Origin of the sequence: Deinococcus sp. AJ005 (assembly GCF_009017495.1) — a bacterium.
Taxonomy (GTDB): domain Bacteria; phylum Deinococcota; class Deinococci; order Deinococcales; family Deinococcaceae; genus Deinococcus.
This window is the reverse complement of sequence record NZ_CP044990.1, coordinates 2488427-2511276: the sequence shown is the minus strand read 5'-3', so window position 1 is coordinate 2511276 and position 22850 is coordinate 2488427. Positions and strand designations below refer to the sequence as shown.

14 protein-coding genes are annotated in these 22850 nt (G+C 63.8%); 8 read left to right on the top strand and 6 right to left on the bottom strand.

Annotated elements, in window-relative coordinates:
- The first annotated feature begins 175 nt into the window (after positions 1-175).
- Positions 176-1117, top strand: a complete 942-nt coding sequence (locus tag DAAJ005_RS14045) for a hypothetical protein (protein ID WP_151847659.1) — start codon at positions 176-178, stop codon at positions 1115-1117.
- Between the two features lie 747 nt (positions 1118-1864).
- Entirely contained in the window at positions 1865-2185 is a 321-nt protein-coding gene (locus tag DAAJ005_RS14040; RefSeq protein ID WP_151847658.1) for a hypothetical protein, read from the top strand.
- Between the two features lie 777 nt (positions 2186-2962).
- Here DAAJ005_RS14040 and DAAJ005_RS14035 read toward each other — a convergent pair.
- On the bottom strand, positions 2963-8113 hold the full coding sequence (locus DAAJ005_RS14035; protein ID WP_151847657.1) for an AAA domain-containing protein: 5151 nt from the start codon (positions 8111-8113) through the stop codon (positions 2963-2965).
- Positions 8114-8210: 97 nt separating this feature from the next.
- Here DAAJ005_RS14035 and DAAJ005_RS18980 point away from each other — a divergent pair, with 97 nt between their 5' ends.
- Positions 8211-8351, top strand: a complete 141-nt coding sequence (locus DAAJ005_RS18980; RefSeq protein ID WP_192930774.1) for a hypothetical protein — start codon at positions 8211-8213, stop codon at positions 8349-8351.
- Here DAAJ005_RS18980 and DAAJ005_RS14030 read toward each other — a convergent pair.
- Entirely contained in the window at positions 8341-8874 is a 534-nt protein-coding gene (locus DAAJ005_RS14030; RefSeq protein ID WP_151847656.1) for a recombinase family protein, read from the bottom strand. The genes DAAJ005_RS18980 and DAAJ005_RS14030 overlap by 11 nt on opposite strands.
- A gap of 244 nt (positions 8875-9118) precedes the next feature.
- Here DAAJ005_RS14030 and DAAJ005_RS14025 point away from each other — a divergent pair, with 244 nt between their 5' ends.
- The gene (locus tag DAAJ005_RS14025; protein WP_151847655.1) at positions 9119-11230 is read left to right on the top strand and encodes a GAF domain-containing protein; all 2112 of its coding nucleotides are present in this window, start codon (positions 9119-9121) and stop codon (positions 11228-11230) included.
- A 39-nt stretch (positions 11231-11269) separates the two neighbouring features.
- Positions 11270-13000, top strand: coding sequence for an ATP-binding protein (locus DAAJ005_RS14020; RefSeq protein WP_151847654.1), 1731 nt, complete (start codon positions 11270-11272; stop codon positions 12998-13000).
- Between the two features lie 337 nt (positions 13001-13337).
- Here DAAJ005_RS14020 and DAAJ005_RS14015 read toward each other — a convergent pair whose 3' ends face one another.
- From DAAJ005_RS14015 to DAAJ005_RS14000, 4 genes are all read right to left on the bottom strand, one after another.
- On the bottom strand, positions 13338-15131 hold the full coding sequence (locus DAAJ005_RS14015; RefSeq protein ID WP_226342436.1) for an ABC transporter ATP-binding protein: 1794 nt from the start codon (positions 15129-15131) through the stop codon (positions 13338-13340).
- A gap of 477 nt (positions 15132-15608) precedes the next feature.
- A complete protein-coding gene (locus tag DAAJ005_RS14010) occupies positions 15609-16388 on the bottom strand; it encodes a hypothetical protein (RefSeq protein WP_151847652.1) in 780 nt (259 codons plus the stop codon).
- 111 nt (positions 16389-16499) lie between these two features.
- Positions 16500-19421 carry an insulinase family protein gene (locus tag DAAJ005_RS14005; RefSeq protein ID WP_151847651.1) on the bottom strand — a complete coding sequence of 974 codons (2922 nt, stop codon included), beginning with the start codon at positions 19419-19421 and terminating at the stop codon, positions 16500-16502.
- A gap of 76 nt (positions 19422-19497) precedes the next feature.
- On the bottom strand, positions 19498-20301 hold the full coding sequence (locus DAAJ005_RS14000; RefSeq protein ID WP_151847650.1) for a glutamate racemase: 804 nt from the start codon (positions 20299-20301) through the stop codon (positions 19498-19500).
- 245 nt (positions 20302-20546) lie between these two features.
- On the opposite strand from DAAJ005_RS14000, the gene DAAJ005_RS13995 reads away from it, so the two are divergent.
- From DAAJ005_RS13995 to DAAJ005_RS13985, 3 genes are read left to right on the top strand one after another with little or no spacing between them, the layout of a single operon-like run.
- Entirely contained in the window at positions 20547-21560 is a 1014-nt protein-coding gene (locus DAAJ005_RS13995; protein WP_151847649.1) for an Ig domain-containing protein, read from the top strand.
- A gap of 26 nt (positions 21561-21586) precedes the next feature.
- On the top strand, positions 21587-22048 hold the full coding sequence (locus DAAJ005_RS13990; RefSeq protein ID WP_226342435.1) for a hypothetical protein: 462 nt from the start codon (positions 21587-21589) through the stop codon (positions 22046-22048).
- Entirely contained in the window at positions 22045-22824 is a 780-nt protein-coding gene (locus DAAJ005_RS13985; protein ID WP_226342434.1) for a hypothetical protein, read from the top strand. The genes DAAJ005_RS13990 and DAAJ005_RS13985 overlap by 4 nt, the downstream gene beginning before the upstream one ends.
- Positions 22825-22850: the final 26 nt, after the last annotated feature.

Sequence of the window (22850 nt, the reverse complement as noted above, 5' to 3'; positions counted from 1 at the left end):
TCAGTTTATGTCGAAAATAGGTTAACTTTATTAGACGAACCACAGTAAAAAACGGTCTGAATGCTCAATGACGAAAATCTCAGATCGTAAAAATGAATTCTGAGTTACTCTCTGCACGCCAGCTACTTCATCAAGGTGTAACGATGCACGACTAGCTGGTGCAAAGGAGTCGAAAATGAATAGCAGATCCCCCAGAACTAAAACAATCTACAATGAAGTACTCAATGCGCTTTATAGTTCAGATGACCCTATGAGCATAGAAGATATTAAAACGGTAGTTGAAGATGATGCAAGCGGCATCACAAATCTTACATCCAAATTACTAAACCAGTCGGATGGATATAGCCCAATCAGGCGCGTTGGATACAACAGTTACACCCTGACGAGTTGGGCTAGAGAACTGATGAATGCGGGCGATCTGCCCTCTGACCCTAGATATATGAGCGCTGGTTTATTCATGAAAGAACCCACAGCAGAAGAGGGGCACATGATCGTTGACTTTATGACGAAAGCACTCCTTGAGAACACGAGTAGCCTTCAGAATCAGGCAGTGATAGAGGAGGTTTTACAGCACGTGGTCGCTGATAACTATGATGTGATCAAAGATGTTCCTCCAAGATCTTTGATTCCCTTTCTTAACGAGGCAATAATCGAAGCTGACTCGAAGAGTAGAGGTGCTATATTTTCCTGGATAGGGTCAGGTAGCTTTACTATAAGCAATGGGCACCAGGCGAAGTCCGAATCCATCTGGTTCTCTTCTAAACTACCTAGTCTTTCTTCTTACGAGCGTCTCAATCTATTGCTTAAAGTTGTCCCGAACTTAGATTCATATCGGATCTTTCCACGATCCTCAGAGCAGCTAAGTCAAGCTATTTTTAAACACTCCAATGACGTAGTAAGAGTGTATATAAGTGATTCTGGCGAAACTATTAAGGGACATCAAATTAGATCTCTATTGAGAGAAGTAGAGCCAGGAGAAAAACTTCGCATCTATGCTATGGGGCAAGTACTTCCACAGGCATTGGAACTGGCGGCTAGTGAGGGTGTTGAAATTGTACTTTCGGATCAGACCAAGAGAATGCTCTCAAATGGTTTAGTATTCGGCGGTCCCTATTAGATCTCACTGCTTTGCTTGACATGAGTTTCTGATGTCGCCTCATCGCGACGGTTTCTCAATCGTGTACAGCGGTTGAGAAGCTGTTGGACACGCTATTGTTCCTTGGTCATGCCAAGCACTTCGGTGGGGAGACTCCGGCCCTGCGCTACGGGATCTGAGCCGCGTCAGTTCAGCGCCGCACGCTGAGTTAAACACCCAACAGCACCTCAAGTCGCCCTAACAGCAGACGCCCACGTTGGTCCGGTTGAGGTGCGCCGGTCTAGGGACTCGCGGTGCGGCAGACACCCCACGCCACGACATGCGCCTGCAAGCAAGACCTCTACGGGGTTCGCCGGACAAAAATCTACGTCGATGCAGGGGTGAGGCGCATCTACCTGGGACCGCTGCTACCCCCCCCCCACTCCGGGGGCATCTGCGAGGCTCGTCGTGCGTCTGTCAACCCCGCTCACCGAAGTTCTTGCCGTGTTGTGCGCTGTCTGGGACAGGTTGCCTTCCACGTTGGAGACCCAGCGTTGACGCTTTCACCGGAAGAGAAACATTGAGGCTTCGGCCCCGCCATGACACCGTTCCTGCCCAGTTCTCTGCGCGTCGCCCCGCAACCAGGCCACGACAAGGTTGCAAGGACGCCCCCCTACTCCCCACCCCTACGCGAAGCGCACCAGCTTCGGGCGTTGTCTTGCCCGCTGCGATGAACACGGCAAGAACTTCACCGAGAGGTATGCAGACAGCAGCTTCTGAGGAGACACCATGAACCCAATATCCAGTACCACGCCAGCCATCGACACGGCCACCGCCACCGAATGCACCTACAGCTTCCGCGCCGCCTACAGGCATCACCGCCACCTTGCGCCTGGCACACACGCCTGTCTGCTCGTCGAGGACAGCTTTGGGGCCGCCCTGCGCTCCGAGACGGGGTGGGTGGAAGTGCTGGCTTGCTCTGACGACGGCGTCTATCTGGGGCGCCTGATCACGCCGCTGGACCACTTCGCCGAGATCCGTTTCGGCCAGCAAGTTCACTTCACGCTGGATCATGTGCTGGAGGCCAATGGACAGGTCATCGCGGCCTGATTTGAGCCACAGCCAAGCAGCCCACGCACCACCCGCTTCGGGGTTGATGGATGGGCTGCTGTGGGGTCTCTCTCGCCTCGGTGAGACGACGCACTTTAGCGGTGCGGGTCATACGCTTTCCTGTCACACACGCAGATGAACGGCCTGCACATCTGCACAGGAGACGCTCCTTCTGACGCGTCGACAAGGCCGCAGGCCGCACCCAGGGCAGACCTGTGTGAGTTCCGGGGAGTTCGGGACCGCGTGATCTCTCCGGTGGGCGCTGGTGCTCCCGCCCCGCCACTCTCACCCGCCCTGGGACATGCCTGGGGCGTTCGGGTGCAACACGGCAAGAACTTCGACGGGTCTCGCGGTGGCCCAGCAACGTCCTGCCTTCCTGCTCCAAAACACTGTCCTGTGTTACGCACTTCATCCCTGCGGCACGGCCTTGATCGCTCCGAAAGAGAAGGCCAGGAGCGACAACTGCGCCTCTGGCCTCCTTGCTGTGGTGGTGGGCGGGGGGACTCGAACCCTCCTGTGGCCGGCAGCAACCCACTCGCGCGCCCGTTGATGGAGGGGTGGGCGCTCTCCCCTGATCTGGCGCACCTACCAGATCGCGTCAGATGATGCCCCGGCCCTGTCAGCCCCTTGTGCGCTGGCCAAGCGCTTTCTTACTGCGGGCGTCAGTGTGGGTGGCCCGCTGCCAGGCAGGTCCGTGCTGGAGCCGCCTCAGCATCACTCCATGGGTACGCCTGCAACGTCCACATACAGCACAGCAAGACCGTGAACCCGATCCCCTCAGTGCGTCGCGCCAGTCAAAGCCGGTGTGGCAGCCTGTGGCCCCGCCTCATCGGCCAGGGCGTACGCCCGCTCCATAGCCTGACGGGCCTTAGCAGTGAGCCTCTGCGCGCCATACACGCTCAGCACCTGGCGGAAGAGCGGGTCCAGGTCTTCTGTACTCAGGCCAGGATCGTCACCCATCAACTCCCGCATCAATGCACGCACCTCCGACGGAGGAATATCGGGAAGTTCGCGTGGGCCACGTTCACGCCGCACCACCATAGGCGCGCCGCTCAGCCGCACCACCTTGTCAATCTGCCCAGACGTGCCCCACTCGTCGGCCTGCTCGAACACCCCAGCCCGCAGGGCGCGGGTCATGGCCTTGTTCAAAGCGCTCTTGACCGTCTGACCGAAGTTGATGCCCGCTGCCCGGCAATAGGTCTGGTACGCCTGGCGGCAGGTCATTGGCCCTTCTGCGGCGACGATCTCGCGCAGTCCGTCAATCACCGGATCGAAGCTGCCCAGGGCACGCGGATCGGGCAGCGTGTGGGCCGCCCAGTGCGTGTAGGCGGCCAGCCCAAGGCCCGTCTCTGAGCGGTGAGGCGCAATGACCTCGCCAGCCGTGTCCTCAATGGGAGACTGTCCCATCTGCTCAGCAATGTCGGCGGCTGTCTCAGAGACCTCACTGGTGAGCGGGTCACTGTCCTGCGCTGCTGGCACCGGGGCGTTCGTCTCCAGCGGCGCGAAGTTGCGTGGATCACCCTCAGGAAAGACGCCTCGCCGGTCCAGAGCGGGCCACAGGCTTTCGAGCGCCGCGTCCGGGTCACGGGCGAATGTGCTGCCCCGCACCCGCCAGAACTGCATCCCGGCACGTTCGAGCACCTGCTGACGGGCCAGATCGTCGCTGTACTTTTCGGGACCATGCCAGAAGTCGCCGTCACACTCCACCGCCAGCCGCCCCCGCAGGCCCTCGACCACAAGATCGATGCGGTAGCCGTTCATGGCGTACTGCGGGACCACCCGGTAGCCGCGCGCCACCACAGCCAGATACACGTCCAGCTCGAAGAAGCTATCGAAGGGCGCAGGGGGCGGGCGGTTGCCGCGTCCGGGCCGGGCGGCCTCTTCACGCAGGTCCTGGATCTTCTGGGCGCTCAGCGGGTTGACGCTCTCGATCTCCGGGGCGTGGGCGTGCCGGATCAGCGAAGCCCTCAGGTCATCCGGGTTCAGGTCACGCAACTCCACGCTATGGAACAACCACAACTGGTCACGCGCGCGGCTGACCGCCACGTTGTAGCGGGGCTGGAAGATGGCGCTGTCGCGGCCCACCTTGGCCAGTCGCCCATTGCTGGGACTGGCCACCATGCTCAGGAAGATCACGTCGCGCTCGTCGCCCTGAAAGCTGTAGGCGTTGCCGCAGACCAGTTGCCGGGCCTCGATCTCGGCCTCGGAAAGTTCAGATCGTAGCGCCAGGGCGATCTGCTCGGCTTGCGACTTGCCCAGCAGACTGATCACGCCAAAGGTCTTGCCCGCGTACTTCGGATTGACGATACATGCCTTGATCTGATCGACGATGGCGCTCACCTCGGCAGGGTTCACCGGATCGCCGCGCATCGGCATGGTGTACCCATCTTTAACATGGTGGGTCACCAGGGGCCGCAGCCGCTCAGCCCCGAACTGCCGCAGCGCGATCAGCGGCTGATCGGGATAGCTCAGGTCACTGGAGAACTTGATGATCTCGGGCATGCAGCGGAAGTGCTCGCGCAGGCTGATCATTGGGGAGTAGGCGTACTCGCCGAAGCTGAACAGGCTGGACTTGGGATCGGTGATGATCTCCGGGGCAGGAAAGTCGTAGAGGTAGCGGCGCTTGAGGTCCTCAACCTTGTTGAGCTGGATGCCCACCGCCTCGGGTTCGATCTGCTTGTCGTCACCGACGATGATGATCTTCTTGGCGATGAAGCTCAGGAAGAGTGCTTCGGGACCGGCCTGCGACGCCTCATCCACAATCACCACGTCGAACATGCCTGCTGACATCCCGAAGGTCTCCGCCACCAGATGCAGCGGCATGATCCAGGCAGGGATGGCGGTGCGGGCCTCTTCCAGCGCTTGACGCGCGACCTGGCGGTGCCGCTCGGCGTGCTTGCCGGTGCCCTTGCCCAGGCTCTTGACCGCCCGCTGCCAGCGCACCAGCGCCTGCTGCTCCGGTCCACGCATGCGGCTCAGGGCGTTGCGCCACGCCTTGATGGCTGCGAGCTGGCCCAGGGTCTCGCGCTGTACCTGCCGCGCTCCGGCCAGTTGCTCACGCACATCATCTTCGGCGTCGGGGTTGGCGAGTACGGCCAGGCGCTCGTTGGCCTGCGTCCAGCGCCACGCGGCCCCGAAGGCGGCCAGTCGATCATCCCAGACAGGTTCGTGTGCGGTCTTGCTCAGGTCATCGGCCAGCGTCGGAGCAGCGGCACGCAGCTTCTGCTCCAACTGCTGTCTCTCACGCCACAGCGCGGTGTTGGCCGCCACCCGGCCCAACTCCAGGTACGCGCGGCCATAGCCGTCGGGGTCCCGCCCATCAATGGCGCTGATCAGGCTGTCCACCACCGGGTGAGGTTTCAGTGTGGCAAGGGCCTGGAGCGAGGGTAGAGCGTCTTCGAGCAGGTGCCGTCTGGCACGCAGGTCAGCCTCACGGTCAGCAGACTGGGCCGCCTCCACCAGCGCCGTGGGCTGCCCGGCCATCCACCATTGCGGCTGATCCAGGCCAGGGATGGCACGCACGGCGTCTTGTGCGCTTCGCAGCAGCGGCTTGAGCTGGGCCAGCCGTGCCAGGGCCTGCCGCTGCTCATCCAGCTCGGTCACACGCAGCTTGAGGGGGCCACTCACCTGCACGTCGACGGCGGCCCACAGTGCCTGGACACGCTCAAGGTCCGCGCTGAGCCGCAGATGGTCAAGCAGATCCTGAAGACCCTCGGGTGTGGCCGCCGGGCGTCCACCCACCATCACCTCTTTGAGGTACAACCTGTTCCTGACCGCCTGTGGCTTGGACAGCCAGTTGCCCCACCCTCCTCCGTCTTTCAGATGTTTCAAGACGGCCTCGGCGTCGCTCTGGACTGCGGGCGTCTCATGACCGTCCAGGCCCGTGACGGCGCGGCCCTCCAGCCATTCGGCACGCGCCAGCAGATCTGGCAGGAGCGCGGCGCTGCGGGTCTCCACCTCCTGCCAGCGCCCGGTCTGTTCCTTCAGGGCAGCGTCTACAGCCCCAGTCAGCCACGGAATGGGGCGTCGGCGCTCGGTCTCGGCGGCGGTTGCCAGTGCCTGGACGGCGCGGATCAGGTCCGCGCGGACCTCTGGCGCGGCATCTGCGATGGGGACGTAGGAGGCTGATGCCCGGATCTGCTGGCGTTCCTGCGCGCTGGTCTGGGCGTCCTGCTCGGCCCGCACGAGCCGCACGAAGTCTTCCGGCGTGGCGAGCTGGGTGGGATCCGGCTGGCGCAGCGCCGCTTCCTGCACCTGCTCCTCGGACAGGGTGCGGCCCAGGGCCAGCAGCCGCAGCACCCCAGCGTCACTCAGGGGCGCGTCCTGTGCAGGATCACTCAGGTCATCGAGCCAGCCGTACCCTGGCTCCTGGTCACGCAGTTGACCACCGATGTGCTGGGCCGATCCCCGGTAGCCGAACACGTCAAGAGAGTCCGTCTCGGCCTGACGGATCTGACGCAGCGTGTCTAGCAGCCGGGTCTCGTCCTGACGGGTGCGCTCAAGCAGGCTGAACAGCCGCCGCTCGTCCTCGGCCTCCTGCCACGGCTGGCGGGCCGCAGAGCGGCCCAGGATCTCTCCCACCGAGCGCTCCAACATGGCGCGCGCGCCTTCTTCACCGCGCAGGTGGGTCACGCATAGGCTGGCAAGTTCAGGTGGGAACTTGTCGCGCAGCACCTTGAGGGCGCGGGCCGTGTGGCTGGTGACCAGCACGCGTTGGTCCGAGGCCAGCAGGTGGCTGACCAGGTTGACGATGGTGTGGGACTTGCCTGTGCCGGGCGGACCCTGCACGAGCACGCCTTGCTGGCGGCGCAGCCGACGAACGATCTCCTGCTGGGCGTCGTTGGCAGGCAGCGGGAAGTACACGGTCTCTTGTGCTTCGCCCGGTTCCTGTGGCGGGTTCGGGTCCTCGACGCGTTCAAGGAAACCCCGCAGGTTCTGCGGCAACTCACGCAGTTGCGGCAGTTGCCCGATGATGTCGCTGTAGGCGGCGGCCAGGCTGCGCTCTCCACGTGGTCTCAAGATCAGGGCCGGTGCCCAGTGGACGGTGGGATGCTCGGTGACGCCGCGCGGCGGCTTGAGGTCATGTTCGTAAGTGCCCCGGTCCCCCGCTGCGTGGACCCACTTCTTCAGCTCGGAAGGCAGCACCTCGGCGTTCCACAGGTCCTCGCCGCTGTCTTTGAGCGTGGCCTCGATGCTGGCCTGCACCCCGGTCTCCACCCGCTCGCCCGCGTCGAGCATGTCCTGCTCCAGCGTCGTGCGGGCACCGTCTCCGGCTGCGGTAACGCTCAGCACACCTCGCAGCGCATCGAAGGTCAGCTCGGCGCGGGCGGTCAGCAGGTGGCGTCTGATCTCGTGGCCGCCGGGTGTTCGCCAGGACAGTGCGCCAAGGCCCAGCCGCAGCTCGTAGGTCTCGGCGAAGTTGCTCAGTTTCTGGTGAAAGTCGAAGAGCTGCGAGTAGACCTTCTGGACCTCCCTGGTCCGCAGCTCCTCGCTGGCCCAGCGCTGCCACTGGCCCTCGTAGGTCTTCCAGGCACGCAGCACGTCCGGCTGCTCATCGAGAAACAGCGTCTCGCTGATGGTCTGCGGCCGCAAGTCATCATCCTGAATCACAGAGTCGACCACAAGTTGCGGCCGGATTTCTGGCGCTTTCTGAGGATCGCTGAGCGACCCGCTGACCCAGGGCTGCAACTCGTCCGGGCGCGCGGGCGCGGGCCGCAGGCGGGGCTTGTGCACCGAGAGCCAGACTTCCGGGGACGGCCCCTCGGGAGCGCGCGCCGCGTTGACGACTTCCGGCTGTTCTGGGAGGGCATGCAGCCACAGCAGGGTGCCGTCATCGTTGGTGCGCTTGGGCTTGTATTTGAGCTGCGTGAACTCTTGCAGGAATTGAAAGAGTCTGGTGCTTCGGTCAAGTTGAGTTGGCGTTTGCATGGGTTGACCTCTGGCGCGGCGAGTAGAGACTTGGGAGAGCTGGATTATAGAGATCGCGTCCTGACAGACGGATCACCTGCCCGCCGGGAGACGCCGAGTGCATGCCGTAGACGACGGCGAGTACCTGGCCTGCTTCATCGTCCTCGTGCGCCGCTTCCCCGAGATCGGTGTCACTGACCGATTGCTCTTCCGCCTTGAACACGTTCTGAAGACCAACGGCATGGTGATCAGCGCATAAGGTGCGCAGTCTCGGCGGCGTGCACCTGCGCCATCAGTCGGCTTACGGTGGCCGGGTGGACGCCGAAGAGCCGGGCGGCCTGCGCCATTGAGTAGCGTTCCTCTTGTACGCCGCGCACCAGCTCGTCGCGCTGGGTCTGCGAGAGCTTGGGCTTGCGTCCTCCAACCCGTCCGCCGGTACGCGCCGCCGCCAGACCCTCGCGGACCATCTCCCGCTCGAACTCGGCGAAGGCCCCGAGCATCTGGAGCAGCATGTGCCCGGCGGGCGTGGTGGTGTCGATGTGCCCGGTCAGCGAGCGGAAGCCCACGTCCAGGCCGTCGAGCCGTTCGAGCAGCATCAGCAGATCTTTCAAGCTGCGGCTCAGGCGATCCAGCTTCCAGACCACCAGCACGTCGCCGGGCCGCAGGGTGTCGAGCAGGTGGTGCAGCTCGGGCCGGTCCCAGTGGTCACCGGAGGCACGCTCCTCGTAGGTGCGCTCGGCCCCCGCCAACCTGAGCGCTTGGGCCTCCGTGCGCAACCCCATCGCCAATGATCAGGCTTGGGCAACAGGGTTCTGCAAGGCGGCGAGCCGCGCTGGGACACACACGTCAAGTTGGTGCGTCATCGTTCGTTTCTGTAACCCCAGCGCCTATGCATGCCTCAGCCCGGCCAGTCTCCAGGACTGAGCGTGAGCATCGGACAGACAACCTTCATCTGAAGTCTGAAAAACAGGTGCTGGCCGTATAGTCCGGTCATGACGGTCAATCCGGTCAGCCACAGGGAGGCCCATGCCAGCCCCGCACGCTTCCTCCGCTGACCTCCAGCTCCTGAGTCAGGCCCTCGCTACGAGTGTCCACAGCGTTGTGATCGCCGACGCCCGGCAGCCAGACCAGCCCATCATCTATGTCAATCCGGCTTTTGAACGCATGAGTGGCTACCCCGCCTCCCAGATCCTTGGGCGCAACTGCCGTTTCTTGCAGGGCCAGGACTGGGACCAGGGTGCCAGGCATGAACTTCGGCAGGCCATCCAGGAGGGCCGCAGTACCACTGTCCTCCTGCGCAACTACCGTCTGGACGGCACCTTGTTCTTCAACGAACTCACCATCAGTCCTCTGCATGACCTGGCAGGAAACGTCACGCACTTCCTGGGCTTCCAGACCGATGTGACTGCGCGGGAAGCGGCAGCCGTCCTGATGGCTGCTCTTCAAAACCTGACAGAGAACCTGGCTGCCGTCCGCACTCAGCAGGAGGTCACGGGCCTTGTTCTGCGCGACGCTCTGAGCGCCCTGAGGGCCATCTCCGGAGTGGTGCTTCTGGTGCAGGATGGGCAGCTTCATGTCGTCGCCCGTAATGGTTATGACGACGCCAGTATCTGGCAGGACGGGGACCTGGAGGGCCACAGGCCCAGCCCGGACGCACTGCGCAGGGACACCCCGCTGTTCTTCCAGGAGAGCGGCGAGCTGGCGGCCGCTTACCCGGAACTCGAAGCCCGCACGGGCGGTATGGCTCCCGTCGCCAGCGCAGTGCTGCCCATGGTTCAGGACGGTCAGCCGCTGGGCGTGATCATTCTGAACTTCCGCGAGCCGCACCGCTTCACTCTGGACGAGGAACACTTCCTGAGAACGCTCGCCGGACAGTGCGCCCTGGCCCTGGACCGCGCCCGGCTCTCCGGTGATCTGGAGCGGCAGGTGAGAGACCGCACTGCCGAACTTGAAGCTTTTGTCAACTTCACCGAGGTGGTGGACAGCGAGACCAATGTGCTGGCACTCGCCGGGCGGGCTGTGGATGTGCTGAGCGTGCTGTTTCCTGACTGCACCAACGGCTACTACGCGTTGGAAAACGGCCTGTGGAAGCTCAAAGTACACACCAGCGATCTGGAAGATGATCCCAGCCTTCTGGGCGCGCTCAGGGCCGGGATGCCATTGGACACACCGGCCTTCGCCCAGCCCATGCAGACGGGCCAGCCCATTTTCGTCGATGGCTGGGACCCCCAGAAGGAGCGTTTCGCTGGGACTGAGATCTACCAGAGCGTCGCCTTCTACCCGCTGTCCATCGGGGGGCGTCCCCAGGCGATGTTCGCGCTGGGGTTCAAGGACACCATGTCTTGGTCTGAGCATTACAAGGCTGTGTTCCGGGCCGTGGGCCGCAGCCTGGGTCTGGCCCTCGAACGCACCGAGACCGCCCGGCAGCTCATGGTCCAGCGTGACCAGTTGCAGGCAACCAACGAGGAACTCGAAGCGTTCACATACAGCGTCTCGCATGATCTGCGGACCCCCGTGCGCCACATCATCAGCTTTGGTGATCTGCTGCGCCGCGAACTGCCGGAGCCGTTGAACGCGAAGGCAGAGCGCTACTTCGGGATCGTCTCCAGCGCCGCTATCACGCTGAGCGGGCTGATCGACGGCATGCTGGACGTCTCGCGCACCTCGCGCCAGCCACTCAGAAGGGAGGGGGTCAATCTCGAGCGACTGTTCACGGCAGTCCGTCACGAGATGGGCGTGGCCCAGCCGCAGCGCCAGATCGAGTGGCGGATTAGCGATCTGCCCACTGTCATGGGGGATGCGGACCTGTTGCGCCAGGTGATCACGGCGCTGATGAACAATGCGGTGAAGTACACCCGCACCCGCGAGCAGGCACTGATCGAGATCTGGGCAGAAGACCAGGGGCCGAGTTGGGTGGTGCGGGTGCGCGACAACGGGGTGGGCTTTAACCCGCAGTACAGTGACAAGTTGTTCACCATGTTCCAGCGCTTGCACCGTCAGGAGGATTTCGAGGGAGCGGCGGTCAGTTTGGCGAACGCGCGCCGCATCATGACCCGGCATGGCGGGACGATGATGGCGGAGGGTCAGCCTGGCGTGGGGTCCACCTTCGGCTTCATCCTGCCCAAAGTCCCTGACTGATCTGTTCAAGCGGTGACGAACAGAGGGCAGTGTGGAGCAATGCCCAAACCCACTGGCCTGGTTGCAGGTTCGCCGTCACTGCACGGTGAGCTGGCCCAGGACGCTGAACAGGTGTCGAGTCAGAACATCCCGGACCTGAAGGCGGGCTACTACGAACGCCAGGGCGAGCACTGGGTGGCGCTTGTGACCACCGACGGCGTGCCGCCGGATCTGCTGAACCTGATCCAGGGCGGGCTGCCGCTGGACACGCCCTGCTTCGCCCAGACGGTGGCCGCCCGCACGCCGCAGTTCTTTGACCACTGGGACGCCGCCGAGCAGGGCATCCCATTCACGGAGACATTCCATGCTGCGGGCCTGGCCCCCTTCTTCCGGAGGGGTCAGCCTGTGGCCATGCTGGCCGTGGGCCTGGAAAGCACCGAGGTCTGGACCACGCAGCAGCAGCACCTGTTTAAGGCGGTGTACCACGCCCTAGACAGCGCCCAGAAGCGCAGTGACCTGGCCCAGATCCACAACCGTCAACTCGCCCTGGAAGCGTTCGTGCAACTGACCGAGGCCATCGGGACGGAAACCGACCCGCTGCGGCTGGCCGAGCGGGCCAGGGACCTGCTGTGGGTGGCCATGCCCGAGTGGTCCGTGGGCTACTACGAGTGGCACGCTGGCCTGTGGTGTGCGCTGCTCGCGGATGTGCCTGACCCCGAACTGCGCGCCTCGTTGTTCGCAGGACTGCCGGACACCACCCCTGGCTACCGCGCGGCGGTGAAGGCACAGGGGCCGGTGTTCTTCAGCCGCTGGAACGCCCAGGAACAGGCGTTCCCCCTCACGGAGTCGTACGGCGCGGCGGCCTTCGCCCCGTACTTCCGGGACGGTCTGCCGGCGGCCATGTTCGTGATCGGCAGTCAGGTTGTTCAGGACTGGTTGCCGGCAGACCAGGCGGTGTTTGAGGCCGTGGAACGTAGCCTGGGTCTGGCGCTGGAGCGGTCCTGGCAGACCCAGGCCCTGGAAAGCCGCACCCAGGAGTTGCAGGCCAGCGCCGCGCTACTGCTGCGCAGCAACCAGGGACTGAAAGCAGTCAACGGGGAACTCGAAGCCTTCGTGTACAGCGCCTCGCATGACCTGCGGACGCCGGTGCGGCACGTCATGGGCTTCGTGGAGATGACCCGCCGCGCCCTGGCCAGTGGGCACCCGGAGAAGGCCGAGCGCTCGCTGGTGGTGGTGGAGCAGGCGGCTGGGCAGATGAACCGCATGATCGACGCCATGCTGGCCCTGTCGCGCAGCACCCAGGAGCCGCACGCGCACACCGAGGTCAACCTGAGCGTGCTGGTGGAGCGGGCCAGACGCAACGTCGATGACGAGGGCCGCCAGATCGAGTGGCGGGTAGAGCCGCTGCCACAGGTGATGGGAGACCCGGTCACCTTGCAGCAGGTGATGATCAACCTGCTGAGCAACGCTGTGAAGTTCACGCGGCCCCGGGAGCAGGCGATCATCGAGATCGGGACGCGGGCGGGACCTACCGCGTGGACCGTGTGGGTGCGGGACAACGGCGTGGGCTTTGATCCGGCGTACGCGGGCAAGCTGTTCACCCCCTTCCAGCGGCTGCACGCGCACAGTGAGTTCGAGGGCACGGGCATAGGACTGGCGACGGTGCGGCGCATCATCTTGCGGCACGGTGGACGGGTGTGGGCCGAGAGCGTGCTGGATGAGGGCACGACGGTGTCGTTCACGCTGCCGCACCTGCGGCCCCTGGAACTGGGAGACGGCGAACCAGGCTAAGTCAGGGCCTCCGCAGCAGCGCGAAGAGGCCGTCAAGCGACTCCTTTGACACTGCGAAAACCTGATGGCACCGCACTGAACCTCTTCGGTGGCTCTGTGAACAACCGCGTGCCAAACATGATCTTCTCGGCGTACTGGGTACAAGTCTTCGGGATAAAGCGTTGCTGAGAAAAACACCAGCGGACATCACGCGATAAGAAGAAAGCGGCCTTCGGGCCGCTTTGATTCCTTCAACATAGCCCGGAATGCAGGGGACGTCAAGGTATGCAGCCGGGTCCTGGCATCTGCTCCCCATGTGGGGCGGTAGCGTGCGCCCACGTCCCGTGTCAGACGGCGTTTACACCTGCTCGGCCAGGCCAGGGGTCTGGGCACGCTCCAGCGCCGCGTATCTACCGCCCCTTGAACGCAGCACGGCGGGCGGTCCGTCCTCGACGATCACGCCGCCTTCCAGCACCACCACCCGGTCCGCGCTGCGGGCCAGCGACAGGCGGTGGGTCACGATCAGCGCGCTGCGCCCCTCCATCGCTTCCTCCAGCGCCCGCACGATCAGTGCCTCGGACTCGGCGTCCACCGCGCTGGTGGGTTCGTCCAGCAGCAGCACGGCAGGATCGGCCAGCAGCACGCGGGCGATGGCCAAACGCTGGCGCTGACCGCCCGAGAGTTTGACGCCGCGCTCGCCCACGATGGTGTCCAGCCCCTGCGGCAGGGTAGCGACAAAGGCGGCCCCAGCGCGCTCCAGCGCCAGATCCACCTCCTGGGAGGTGGCGTCGGGACGGGCGTAGCGCACGTTCTCCAGCACGGTGTCGTAGAACAGGAAGGTGTCCTGCGGCATCACGGCGGCGGCGCGGCGCAGCGAGGGCAGCGTCAGGTCCCGCACGTCGTGGCCGTCCAGGGTGACGCGGCCTGACTGGGGATCGTACACACGCGTCAGCAGGCCGATCAGGGTGCTCTTGCCCGCCCCCGACTCGCCCAGCAGCGCCACCCGCTCACCGGCGGCCACCCGCAAGTTCAACCCGCGCAGCACCGGCTGGGCCGGATCGTAGCCGAAGGTAACGTCCTCAAAGACGATCTCGCCCAGCACCGGCTGCGGCAGCGCAACGGCGTCCGCGTGCTCCAGGACCGTAACCGGGGCGTCCAGCACCTCGAAGATGCGCCGTCCGCTGGCCTCGGCGCGCTGAAGCAGATCGTTGAGGCCCACCAGATCGTCGATGGGACCATAGAAGTAGCGTCCGTACCCCCGGTACGCCAAGAGTCCGCCCAGCGTGAATTGGCCGCGCGCGATCAGCACCACCCCGCCGCCCAGCATCAGGATGTTGCCGAAATTGGCGATGAACCGCACCAGCGGAAAGGCCCGGTTGCGGATCACCACCGCCTTCATGCCCTCGTCGTACAGGGCCTGGCCGATGGCGGCCACCTTCCGGGCCTCGGCCTCCTCCCGCGCGAAGCCCTGTACCACCCGGATGCCCGAGAGGCGGTCCGCCACGGTGGCCGAAAGGTCTCCCAGACGGTTGCGGGCCGCGCGGTACGCTGGGCGCACGGTCTGGTTGTAGCGGGTCAGCAGCAGGGCCACGGCGATCATCGGTAGGACCACCACCGCGCCCAGCAACGGCTGAAGCGCGATGAAGATACCGATCACGCCAATCAAGCGCAGCGAGTTGCCCAGCACGGTGTTGATGCCGCGCAGCAGCACGTCTTGGATGCCCTCCACGTCCGCTGTGACGCGGGCCAGCAGGTCCCCGGTGCGCTGGCCTTCGAAGTACGCCGCTGACTGCCCGGCGAGCTTCTGGTACAGCAGCAGGCGCAGGTCCAGCGTGAGCTGCTGCCCGGTGCGCTCCAGCAGTAGGCCCTGAAAGGCGGAAAGCACCTGTTGCAGGCCGTACACCCCCACCAGCAGGGCCAACTGCCACGCCACGAAATTCCAGTCGCGCCGCGCTAGACCCACGTCCACCACCCGGCCCCACACCAGCGGTGGGTACAGCTCGGCTGCAACACTGCCCACCAGCAGCACCATGCCCAGACCGATGGTGGCACGGTACGGCCACAGCAGGGCATAGAGGCGGCGGATCGTGGACCGGGACGGCGGGGGGGTAGGAATACGGCACCTCTGCGGACCCGTGCAGACGCCGGTCACGCGGGGCCAGAATACGGGCCGGGGGGGCAGGCAGCAGTAGGACGTGGCACACATGCCGCACACCGGCAGATGAACGATTCGTGTCGTTCCCTCTGGCCATCTGAGATTTTTCCCGTCTGAGATAGGAGAAATCAGCTTCGCAAACCGCCCCAATCCCTCTGAGGGGCGAACGCCCATGGTAAACGGAGAATCGTGAGAGGTACGTGCTAGACGGCGTCTGGCGATAAGGGGAAGACACACGACACGAGATTGGGTTTTCAAGGCCAGACTGCTGCCCATACCCCACCCGTAGGTCAGGTGCTCCTGTGGAAACTTGACAATGGTAAAGTGCCAGAATATGCTGTCTGAAACGAGGTTTTCTAGCTCAGTGGCAGAGCGTTCGACTGTTAATCGAATGGTCGTAAGTTCGACCCCTACCTGCCGAGCCAAGAGAAAAGCCCCCGCTTGAGTGCGGGGGTTTTTGCTGTCTGGGCGGGTTTAGCGGTTCTGGTACTGGGGCAGGTTCTTCCAGGGCGTGAAGAAGTTTTTCGAAGTGATAACGCTCTGTACATTTAGGCTGAGGCTGCTGGCGGACGCTGTTGCTGATTTCCAGGGAAGATAGGTCGTGGGCTGTGATGTAACTGCATATTTCTGACTTTTACCAAAGTCAAGGTATGTGTCAACAACGTTCCAGCCTTTCTTCAAAATGAGAGTGGTATCTATTGGGCTACCAAAAGCTAGCTCTTTACAGTCTCCCTTGAACCTAAATGTCCCATCAGTATTTGAGAACCACCAAGCCTTGTAATTATAGATTGGATTTTTTGAATCTGCCTCGGTAATAATAGATTGAAATTTATTAGTCTTAAGACTGGCGATTGGCAATAAGCGCATATTGTCCGGTGCGCTGATGCTTTCTGTTTCTTTGGCAGTACAGCCAAACACGTCAGAAGGCTTGACCAGCTTATTGTTGAAGCTCGCTGTCATAACATCAGACTTGGGCAGACCGAGATCGAACTTGCCGTCCATATCGACAGGTGCCGTCGCAATCGCTTGATCCTTATCGTTTTCTGCCCCCGCACTGACACTCGAAGCGTCACCCACCTTGAACGGCGTGATCTGCCCCTTGATCAGCCCCATCTGCTCGGTGGGGGGCTTGGGATCGGGATCGGGTTCAGGCGTGATGCCGCCCCCACCCCCACAGGCACTCAGCGCGAGGCTGAGGCCGACAGCAGCGGCGAAAGAGGCGGCGGGCCGTTTCAATTTATTTTGATTGAACATGCCCTCAGCCTGACAGTCACCTGCCCGAATGAAGTCCCGCTTCCATTCAGGCCGCCCGTGCATTTCTCTCACTGTTGGATCAGGCGTTGGGGGGTGGTCCCCCCCGTATCCTCAAACAGACTGAACGCCGAACTTCAGGCCCAACTCGGCCATTTCCTCATTGGGATCGCGTCCGGCCACCAACGCGTAGGCGGCGCGCTCTGGGGTCAGGTAGGCGTCCATCACACGTTTCAGATCAGCCATTCCGGTGTTCAGCAGCCGCGTCTTGTAAGCCTCCTGAACCTCTGGCGTGAATCCAGCCTGATCACCGAAGAAGCGCAGGCGGCCCACGGTGTCGGGGCTGGTCAGCGGGTCCAGCGCCTTGCTGGCCGACAGGATCGCCTCGGTCACCTCGCGCACGCCCAGATCGCCCTCCAGGAAGGCGCGGGCGTCACGGAAGACCTTGTAGGTGCGGGCGATGTTCGGATCGCGGTAGCTGGACATGGCGAACACGCCCTCGCGCGCGTCGTAGGAGGCGCTGCCGCCGTATGCGCCGCCTTTCTCGCGCAGCTCCTTGAGCAGGTATTCACTTCGTAGCAGCCGCGCCAGCACCAGCAGCGCCGGGCTGTCGGGGTGGGTGTATGGCACGGTCTCGAAGGCCACCGCGTTGAAGGCCACGGGTGAGTCGGTCACGCGCGCCTGCGGGCCGCCGTCACGGAGGCGGGGCTGCGGGTGGCCCACTGGAGCGTCTCCGGTGAACAGGTCCGTCAGTGGCTTCAGGTCCAGCCCCAGATCGTCCTCAGTGGCCGTCAGGCACAGCACTGGCTGACCCGAGAGCAGCAGCATGTGGATGCGCCCGAAGCGTTCGAGCAAGTCGTCAAGCTTGTCGCCCTCCACGATCCCCTTGAGGGTTTCCAGCCCGGTCAGGCCGCCCCAGTTCTCGCCGATGCTGGCGGCGGGGCTGATCTGCGCGGCGGCCAGCCGTTCGGCGTAGGCGTTGCCGGAGTTGACCACGCTGGCCTTGAGGCCCGCCAGACGCTGCTTGAGCAGTTGCTCCAGCCGTTCGCGGGTAAATTCAGGGGCAGAGATGATGTCGCGCATGACTTCCACCAGCGCCGCGCCGTTGCGGGCCAGCGCCTTGCCGCTGAAGGACACGGCCAGTCGCAGCATGTGCAGGTCGTCCGGGCGCACGCCGCTGCTAGCGCTGGCCCCCACACCGCCGGTCACAGCTTCCATGCGGCGGCTGAGGGCCACGTAATCCTGCCCCGCCGCCCCACTCTTGGTCACGGCGGAGGCGTAGAGGGGCAGCACGTCCAGCAGGTCTTGTGGCAGCTCGGGCAAACGCACCTGCACATCCAGATAGGTCAGGCCGCCGGTGGGCTGGGGCACGCGGGCGATCAGGGCGCGGCCCGTTTCCTCCGTCTCATACGGCACGGGGGGAATGCTGGCCGGAACGTCGGAGAGGGCCAGGGTGGGCAGCACCCCTGGATCATTCTCCTGTGCCTGGAGTTCCTTGAGTTTCAGGCTCTCGGCCACGATGCGGGCGCGGTCTTCATCGGTGAAGTCGGCGCTGAGGGTCTGCACCAGCTCGCGCTCCTGCTTCTCCATGTGGGTGACCAGCTCGGGATCGGGGGCCAGCTCCAGCGTGACGCGGTGGGGATTATCCAGCAGCTCGCGCTGCAACATCGGCTCGAAGACCTGGCCAGCCGCCAGATCGGCGCGCAGTTTTTCCAGTTGGGTGTCCAGACGCAGGCCAGTCAGCGGATCGCCGCCGTACAGCCACGGCCCAAGCAGCCGGAACATCACGCCCAGCGCGTAGGGAAAGCCGGAGTTGCTGACCTCCTTTTGCCCAATCTCGAACTGGTGCAGGCTGCTCTCGATCAGTTCGGGATCGATGCCTTCCTGAACGATGCCTTGCAGGGTGTCCAGCACCAGTTTCTGCACTTCCTCCACCTTGCCTGCGCCCAGCCCCTTGAGGCCCACGGCGAACGCACCCTCACGGAAGGAGTCGCGGTAGCCGGTCAGGTCCGCCAGCGCGCTGCCCAGCCCAGAGTCGATCAGCGGGCGGGTCAGCGGCGCACCCGCGTTGCCCAGCAGCACGTCGCTCAGCACGCTCCAGCGCAGGTTGGCGTCGGCGTCGTTGCTGAGGCCCAGTTTCCACATCACGCTGACCTGGGTGCCGCGCTCGGTATCGCTGCCGGGGTAGGTCACGCGCTCCTGGCGGGGTTCGGTGAAGGGCGTCTGATCGGGAATGCTCACGTCCAGCGTCTGGGCCTGGAAGCGCGACATCACATGCGACTCGATCTCGTCCAGAATGCGCGCCAGCGGCAGCTTGCCGTAGGTGTAGAAAAAGGCGTTGCTGGGGTGATAGTGCGCCGCGTGAAAGGCCCGCAGGTTGTCATAGGTCAGCTCTGGAATGTTGGCCGGTGTGCCGCCGCTGTTATTGGCGTAGGTCAGGTCCGGGAACAGCGCCTTGCCGAAGGCCCGCCACATCACCGCGCCCGCCGAGGCCATCGCGCCCTTCATCTCGTTGTAGACCACGCCCTGCAATTTCAGTTCGGTGCTGGAATCCTCGGGGGTCTCGAACTCGAAGCGGTGGCCGTCTTGGCGGAAGCTCTCGTAACGCATGAGGGGAAAGAAGGTGGCGTCCAGATACACGCCCAGCAGGTTGAAATAGTCCTTCTCGTTGCGGGTGGAAAACGGGTAGGTGGTCCAGTCGTTGCTGGTCATCGCGTTCATGAACGTGTTCAGGCTGCGCGGCAGCATGGCAAAAAACGGGTCCGGGACCGGGTATTTCTGGCTGCCCATCAGCACGATGTGTTCCAGGATGTGCGCCACGCCGGTGCTGTCGCGCGGCACGGTGGGGAAGGTGACGCCAAATGCGCTGTTGTCGTCGTCGCGGACCACATGGGCGTGCCGTGCCCCATTTTCGTGGCTCAGCAGGATCAGATGGCCCTGCATCTCGGGCAGGTCTTCCACGCGGTTCACGGTGTAACGGCCCAGGCGTTCGCCCACGCCCGGCAGGGCGGGCAGCGGATTTGCAGCAATTGTCATGACGGCGAGTTTAGAGCATGGGGTGAAAAAGACCGTGCCCGGAACGCCGAAGTAGGTCAGGCGATCTGCGCCGCGCTCAGATCTGGACCAAGCCGGGTTGGAGGTCCAGATTCAATCGGCCCAGCGTGGCCTGGAATTCGGCGAAGGGATGCTGCGAACTTTCCGTAACCAGCGTGATGAGCTTTCCGCTGCCAGCCGTGGCGAGAGGTCTGAATTGATTGACCACTTCGTCAGCCGGATCGAAGAGTTGGAGGTGGGGAGCGGCCTGCTCAAAAAAATGAGTAAGCCAGGGCAGATGCGTGCTGGACAGGGTGAGGCCCGCCAGTAGCGGATGCTGCCGCTGGAGCCTTTCGACAAAGGCAGACACTGTCCGCTGTGTCGTGGCCGGATCGCTCAGGAAGGTTCCGGCTTCCACCAGATCAATCAGCTCGCCAGCTTCCTCGAAGACGAATTGCTCCCTGTGTCTGCCCGCCTCGCCAGCGACATATTCCCGCAGCGCGGCGCTGTTCGTCAGCACCCTGGCCCCGATCACGGCCACCATCCCGTCAGGCTGAACGTTTTCAAGTGCGGCCCGGATGGGTGGATAGACGCCCAGAACAGGGACATTCAACAGGGGAAGAAGTTGGGGCAACACCGTGACGCTGGGGGCGTTCGAGGCCACGATGATGGACCCGACGCCCCGGCCAGTCAGAAAGTTCAGCGCCGCGAGAATGCTGCCTTCCAGCTCGCCCTCACTCTTTGCGCCGTAGGGAAAGCTGGCCCGGTCCGCCAGATACACGATGTCCTGATCGGGATAGGCCGCCCTGACTTTTTGCACGATGTTGTAGCTGCCAATTCCGGCGTCGAAGATACCCACGGGCTGTTTCAGGGATTCACGCATGTTCTGCCTTTCAGTCAGGAGTTTCGGAGCAGGAGGCGTGCCGGGAAACGGAGGGTGGCACGGGACCGGGATCTGCGCGAATCTACCATCTCTGGTCAAACTCAGAATTCAAGGCTGGGTTCCAGCACAGTTGATCCAGCACAGCCCGGTGTGAACTGGAATTCTTCTTTCTGCCCACCTCCACCCCCCGGTAAATCACCGCAAACTCACGGGACCGACACGGCGTGGCGGGTAGACTGAGAGGCATGAAGCATGTTCGCACCACCCTTCCGGCGCTGGCCCTGGCGCTGAGCGCCCTTCTGGCCGGATGCGGGCAGCCCGTCACTGGCACGTCTACGGGCGGTGGAAGTGGCCGGGACATCCTGTATTTCTCCGACAACGCCTCTGGCCTACCCGTGATGTACCAGGGCGAGGACTACAGCGCCGATCTGAGTGTTTCGGGCGGCGCGGGACCATACACCCTGAAGATATCGAGCGGCACTCTGCCTCCCGGTATCAAGCTGGGCGGTCAGCGCCTGACGGGGACGCCCACCGCCACCGGGACCTACAAGTTCACGTTGGAGGTGACCGACTCCACCCTCAGCACGCGCAGCAAGGAATACACGGTCAACGTGAATACTCTGCCGCCTCTGTCGCTGGCCCCCACCCTGCCCACGGGCGAGATTCGCGGCGAGACGCGCATTCCGCTGATCATCACCGCGCCCCGCAACGTGCGGGCGGCGCGCCTGAACTGGGAACTGCCCGCAGGCGTCAGCGTGACCCGCGTGCAGGCGTCCGAGCAGAGCGGCGTGCTGTTCTGGCAGCAGCAGGGGCAGGTGCTGACGGTGGATCTGGGTTTCAAGACCGTTCCGCGGAACGGCGTGCGGATCGCCCTGATCAGCGTGAAACCTGCCCAGGACAAGGCTGCCACCCTGACCGCCACCAAGATGGGTTACGAGGCCCGCGACGGGACGGGCAAGCTGCTGGCAGGCAAATTTATGTCGGGAGCGGCCATGACGGAAACGCCGAAAGCGGATGGGACGCAGGACGGCGCGGATCAGCCCGCCGATGCTCCAGCGTCTACCGAAACGGTGCCCAGCGTGATGCCGACGCAAACGACGCCCAGTGTGACCCCTCCCGCCCAGACGACGCCGACAGCCCCCCAGCCGCCATCCACCGAGCAACCTGTAACGCCCCCGGTGCAGAATCCCGTCGAGCCGCCCAAGCCGCCCGTGACTGCCCCGCCCGGAGCGCACCTGAGAACCGGAGCGCCGCTGTGATGCGCCGGACAGTGTTGATAAAAACAGTGTCGATCAAGAGAGTGTTTCTGGCCGCCTTCCTCGTAGCCACCGCTGGAGCCACCACTGCGCCGATCTTGACGCTGGCGCAACAGGTCAAGAAGGCCGAGGTGATCGTGCGTGGCACGCTGGGTCCGGCGGTCAGTGTCAAGGAGGGCGAGGTCACGTATCTGGCCTATCCGCTGACCGTGGCCGAAACGATCACCGGAGACGCTGCCCGCCTGCCCCAGAACGATGGCAAGCCCGCGCTGTTCTTCCTCCAGGGTCTCTCCGACGTGCCGAATCTGAAGAGCGGTCAGGAGGTCTTCGCGCTGCTGTATGTCCGTAAGCAGGACAGTCCGCTGGTGGGCTTTAACCAGGGGCTGTATCCGGTCACGGACGGCAAGGTGACCGCAGGTGACGCCAAAACACCCATCACCGATCCCGCCAAACTGCGTGACGCCATCCGTGCCGCGCTGGAGGCCAAATGAAACGCGGTCTGACCTTCGCTGCCCTGCTGCTGGGCACTGCCCTGGGCGTGGCGAGCGCCGCCAGCGTCAAGCTGCAACCGCAGGGCGATGCCCTCACCCGCGCGGTGCAGGCGGCCCTGAGCGCCATCAGTACCAAGGAACTACCAGTCACGCTGGACAGCAGTTCGGGCACGATTCTGACCCTGGGCGGCGCGGGGACCAGCGCGGCGCCCTTTAACCCGGATGTCGCCGCCCGCGTGGTCACGGTGGCCGGGTCGCGGCGCATCGAGTTCAACCCGGCAGGCCCGCTGCCACTATTCGACGCCGTGAAGCAGGAACTGGCCCGCGAGTTAGGCTTTAAGGACTGGACTGCCGAGGCCGCCCGCACCCGCCTGAGCGGCGCGGACCTGAACGGTGACGGCAAAATCGACCTGACCGATCTGGCGATCCTGATGGAAAATTACGGCAAATCCAGTTCAGTGGGCGATCTGAACCAGGACCGTAAGGTGGACGACGCGGACCTGCGAATCTTCAGCGCGCAGTACAAGCCGACACCTGAGGCGGAGCCGAAGCCAGAGGAAAAGCAGACGGAGCAGAAGCCTGCCGAGACGCCGGGAACGCCAGCGACTCCGTCTGCTCCTGGCACGGTGCCCACGACGCCCCCCACGACGCCTGCCACTACGACACCTGCTACGCCTCCAGCAGATACTGTTCCAGCGGATACCGCCCCAAAAGAGGGCACGCCCAGCCCGCCCTCGCCAGCCCCGCCTGCCGATCCTGCGCCGAAGCAGCCATAAAGAAGCAGCAACCGTGAAGAAACAGC

Coding starts and splice junctions, on each gene's coding strand:
- DAAJ005_RS14045 (WP_151847659.1), top strand. CDS start 176: ATGAATAGCAGATCCCCCAGAACTAAAACAATCTACAATGAAGTACTC.
- DAAJ005_RS14040 (WP_151847658.1), top strand. CDS start 1,865: ATGAACCCAATATCCAGTACCACGCCAGCCATCGACACGGCCACCGCC.
- DAAJ005_RS14035 (WP_151847657.1), bottom strand. CDS start 8,113: ATGCAAACGCCAACTCAACTTGACCGAAGCACCAGACTCTTTCAATTC.
- DAAJ005_RS14030 (WP_151847656.1), bottom strand. CDS start 8,874: ATGGGGTTGCGCACGGAGGCCCAAGCGCTCAGGTTGGCGGGGGCCGAG.
- DAAJ005_RS14025 (WP_151847655.1), top strand. CDS start 9,119: ATGCCAGCCCCGCACGCTTCCTCCGCTGACCTCCAGCTCCTGAGTCAG.
- DAAJ005_RS14020 (WP_151847654.1), top strand. CDS start 11,270: ATGCCCAAACCCACTGGCCTGGTTGCAGGTTCGCCGTCACTGCACGGT.
- DAAJ005_RS14010 (WP_151847652.1), bottom strand. CDS start 16,388: ATGTTCAATCAAAATAAATTGAAACGGCCCGCCGCCTCTTTCGCCGCT.
- DAAJ005_RS14005 (WP_151847651.1), bottom strand. CDS start 19,421: ATGACAATTGCTGCAAATCCGCTGCCCGCCCTGCCGGGCGTGGGCGAA.
- DAAJ005_RS14000 (WP_151847650.1), bottom strand. CDS start 20,301: ATGCGTGAATCCCTGAAACAGCCCGTGGGTATCTTCGACGCCGGAATT.
- DAAJ005_RS13995 (WP_151847649.1), top strand. CDS start 20,547: ATGAAGCATGTTCGCACCACCCTTCCGGCGCTGGCCCTGGCGCTGAGC.
- DAAJ005_RS13985 (WP_226342434.1), top strand. CDS start 22,045: ATGAAACGCGGTCTGACCTTCGCTGCCCTGCTGCTGGGCACTGCCCTG.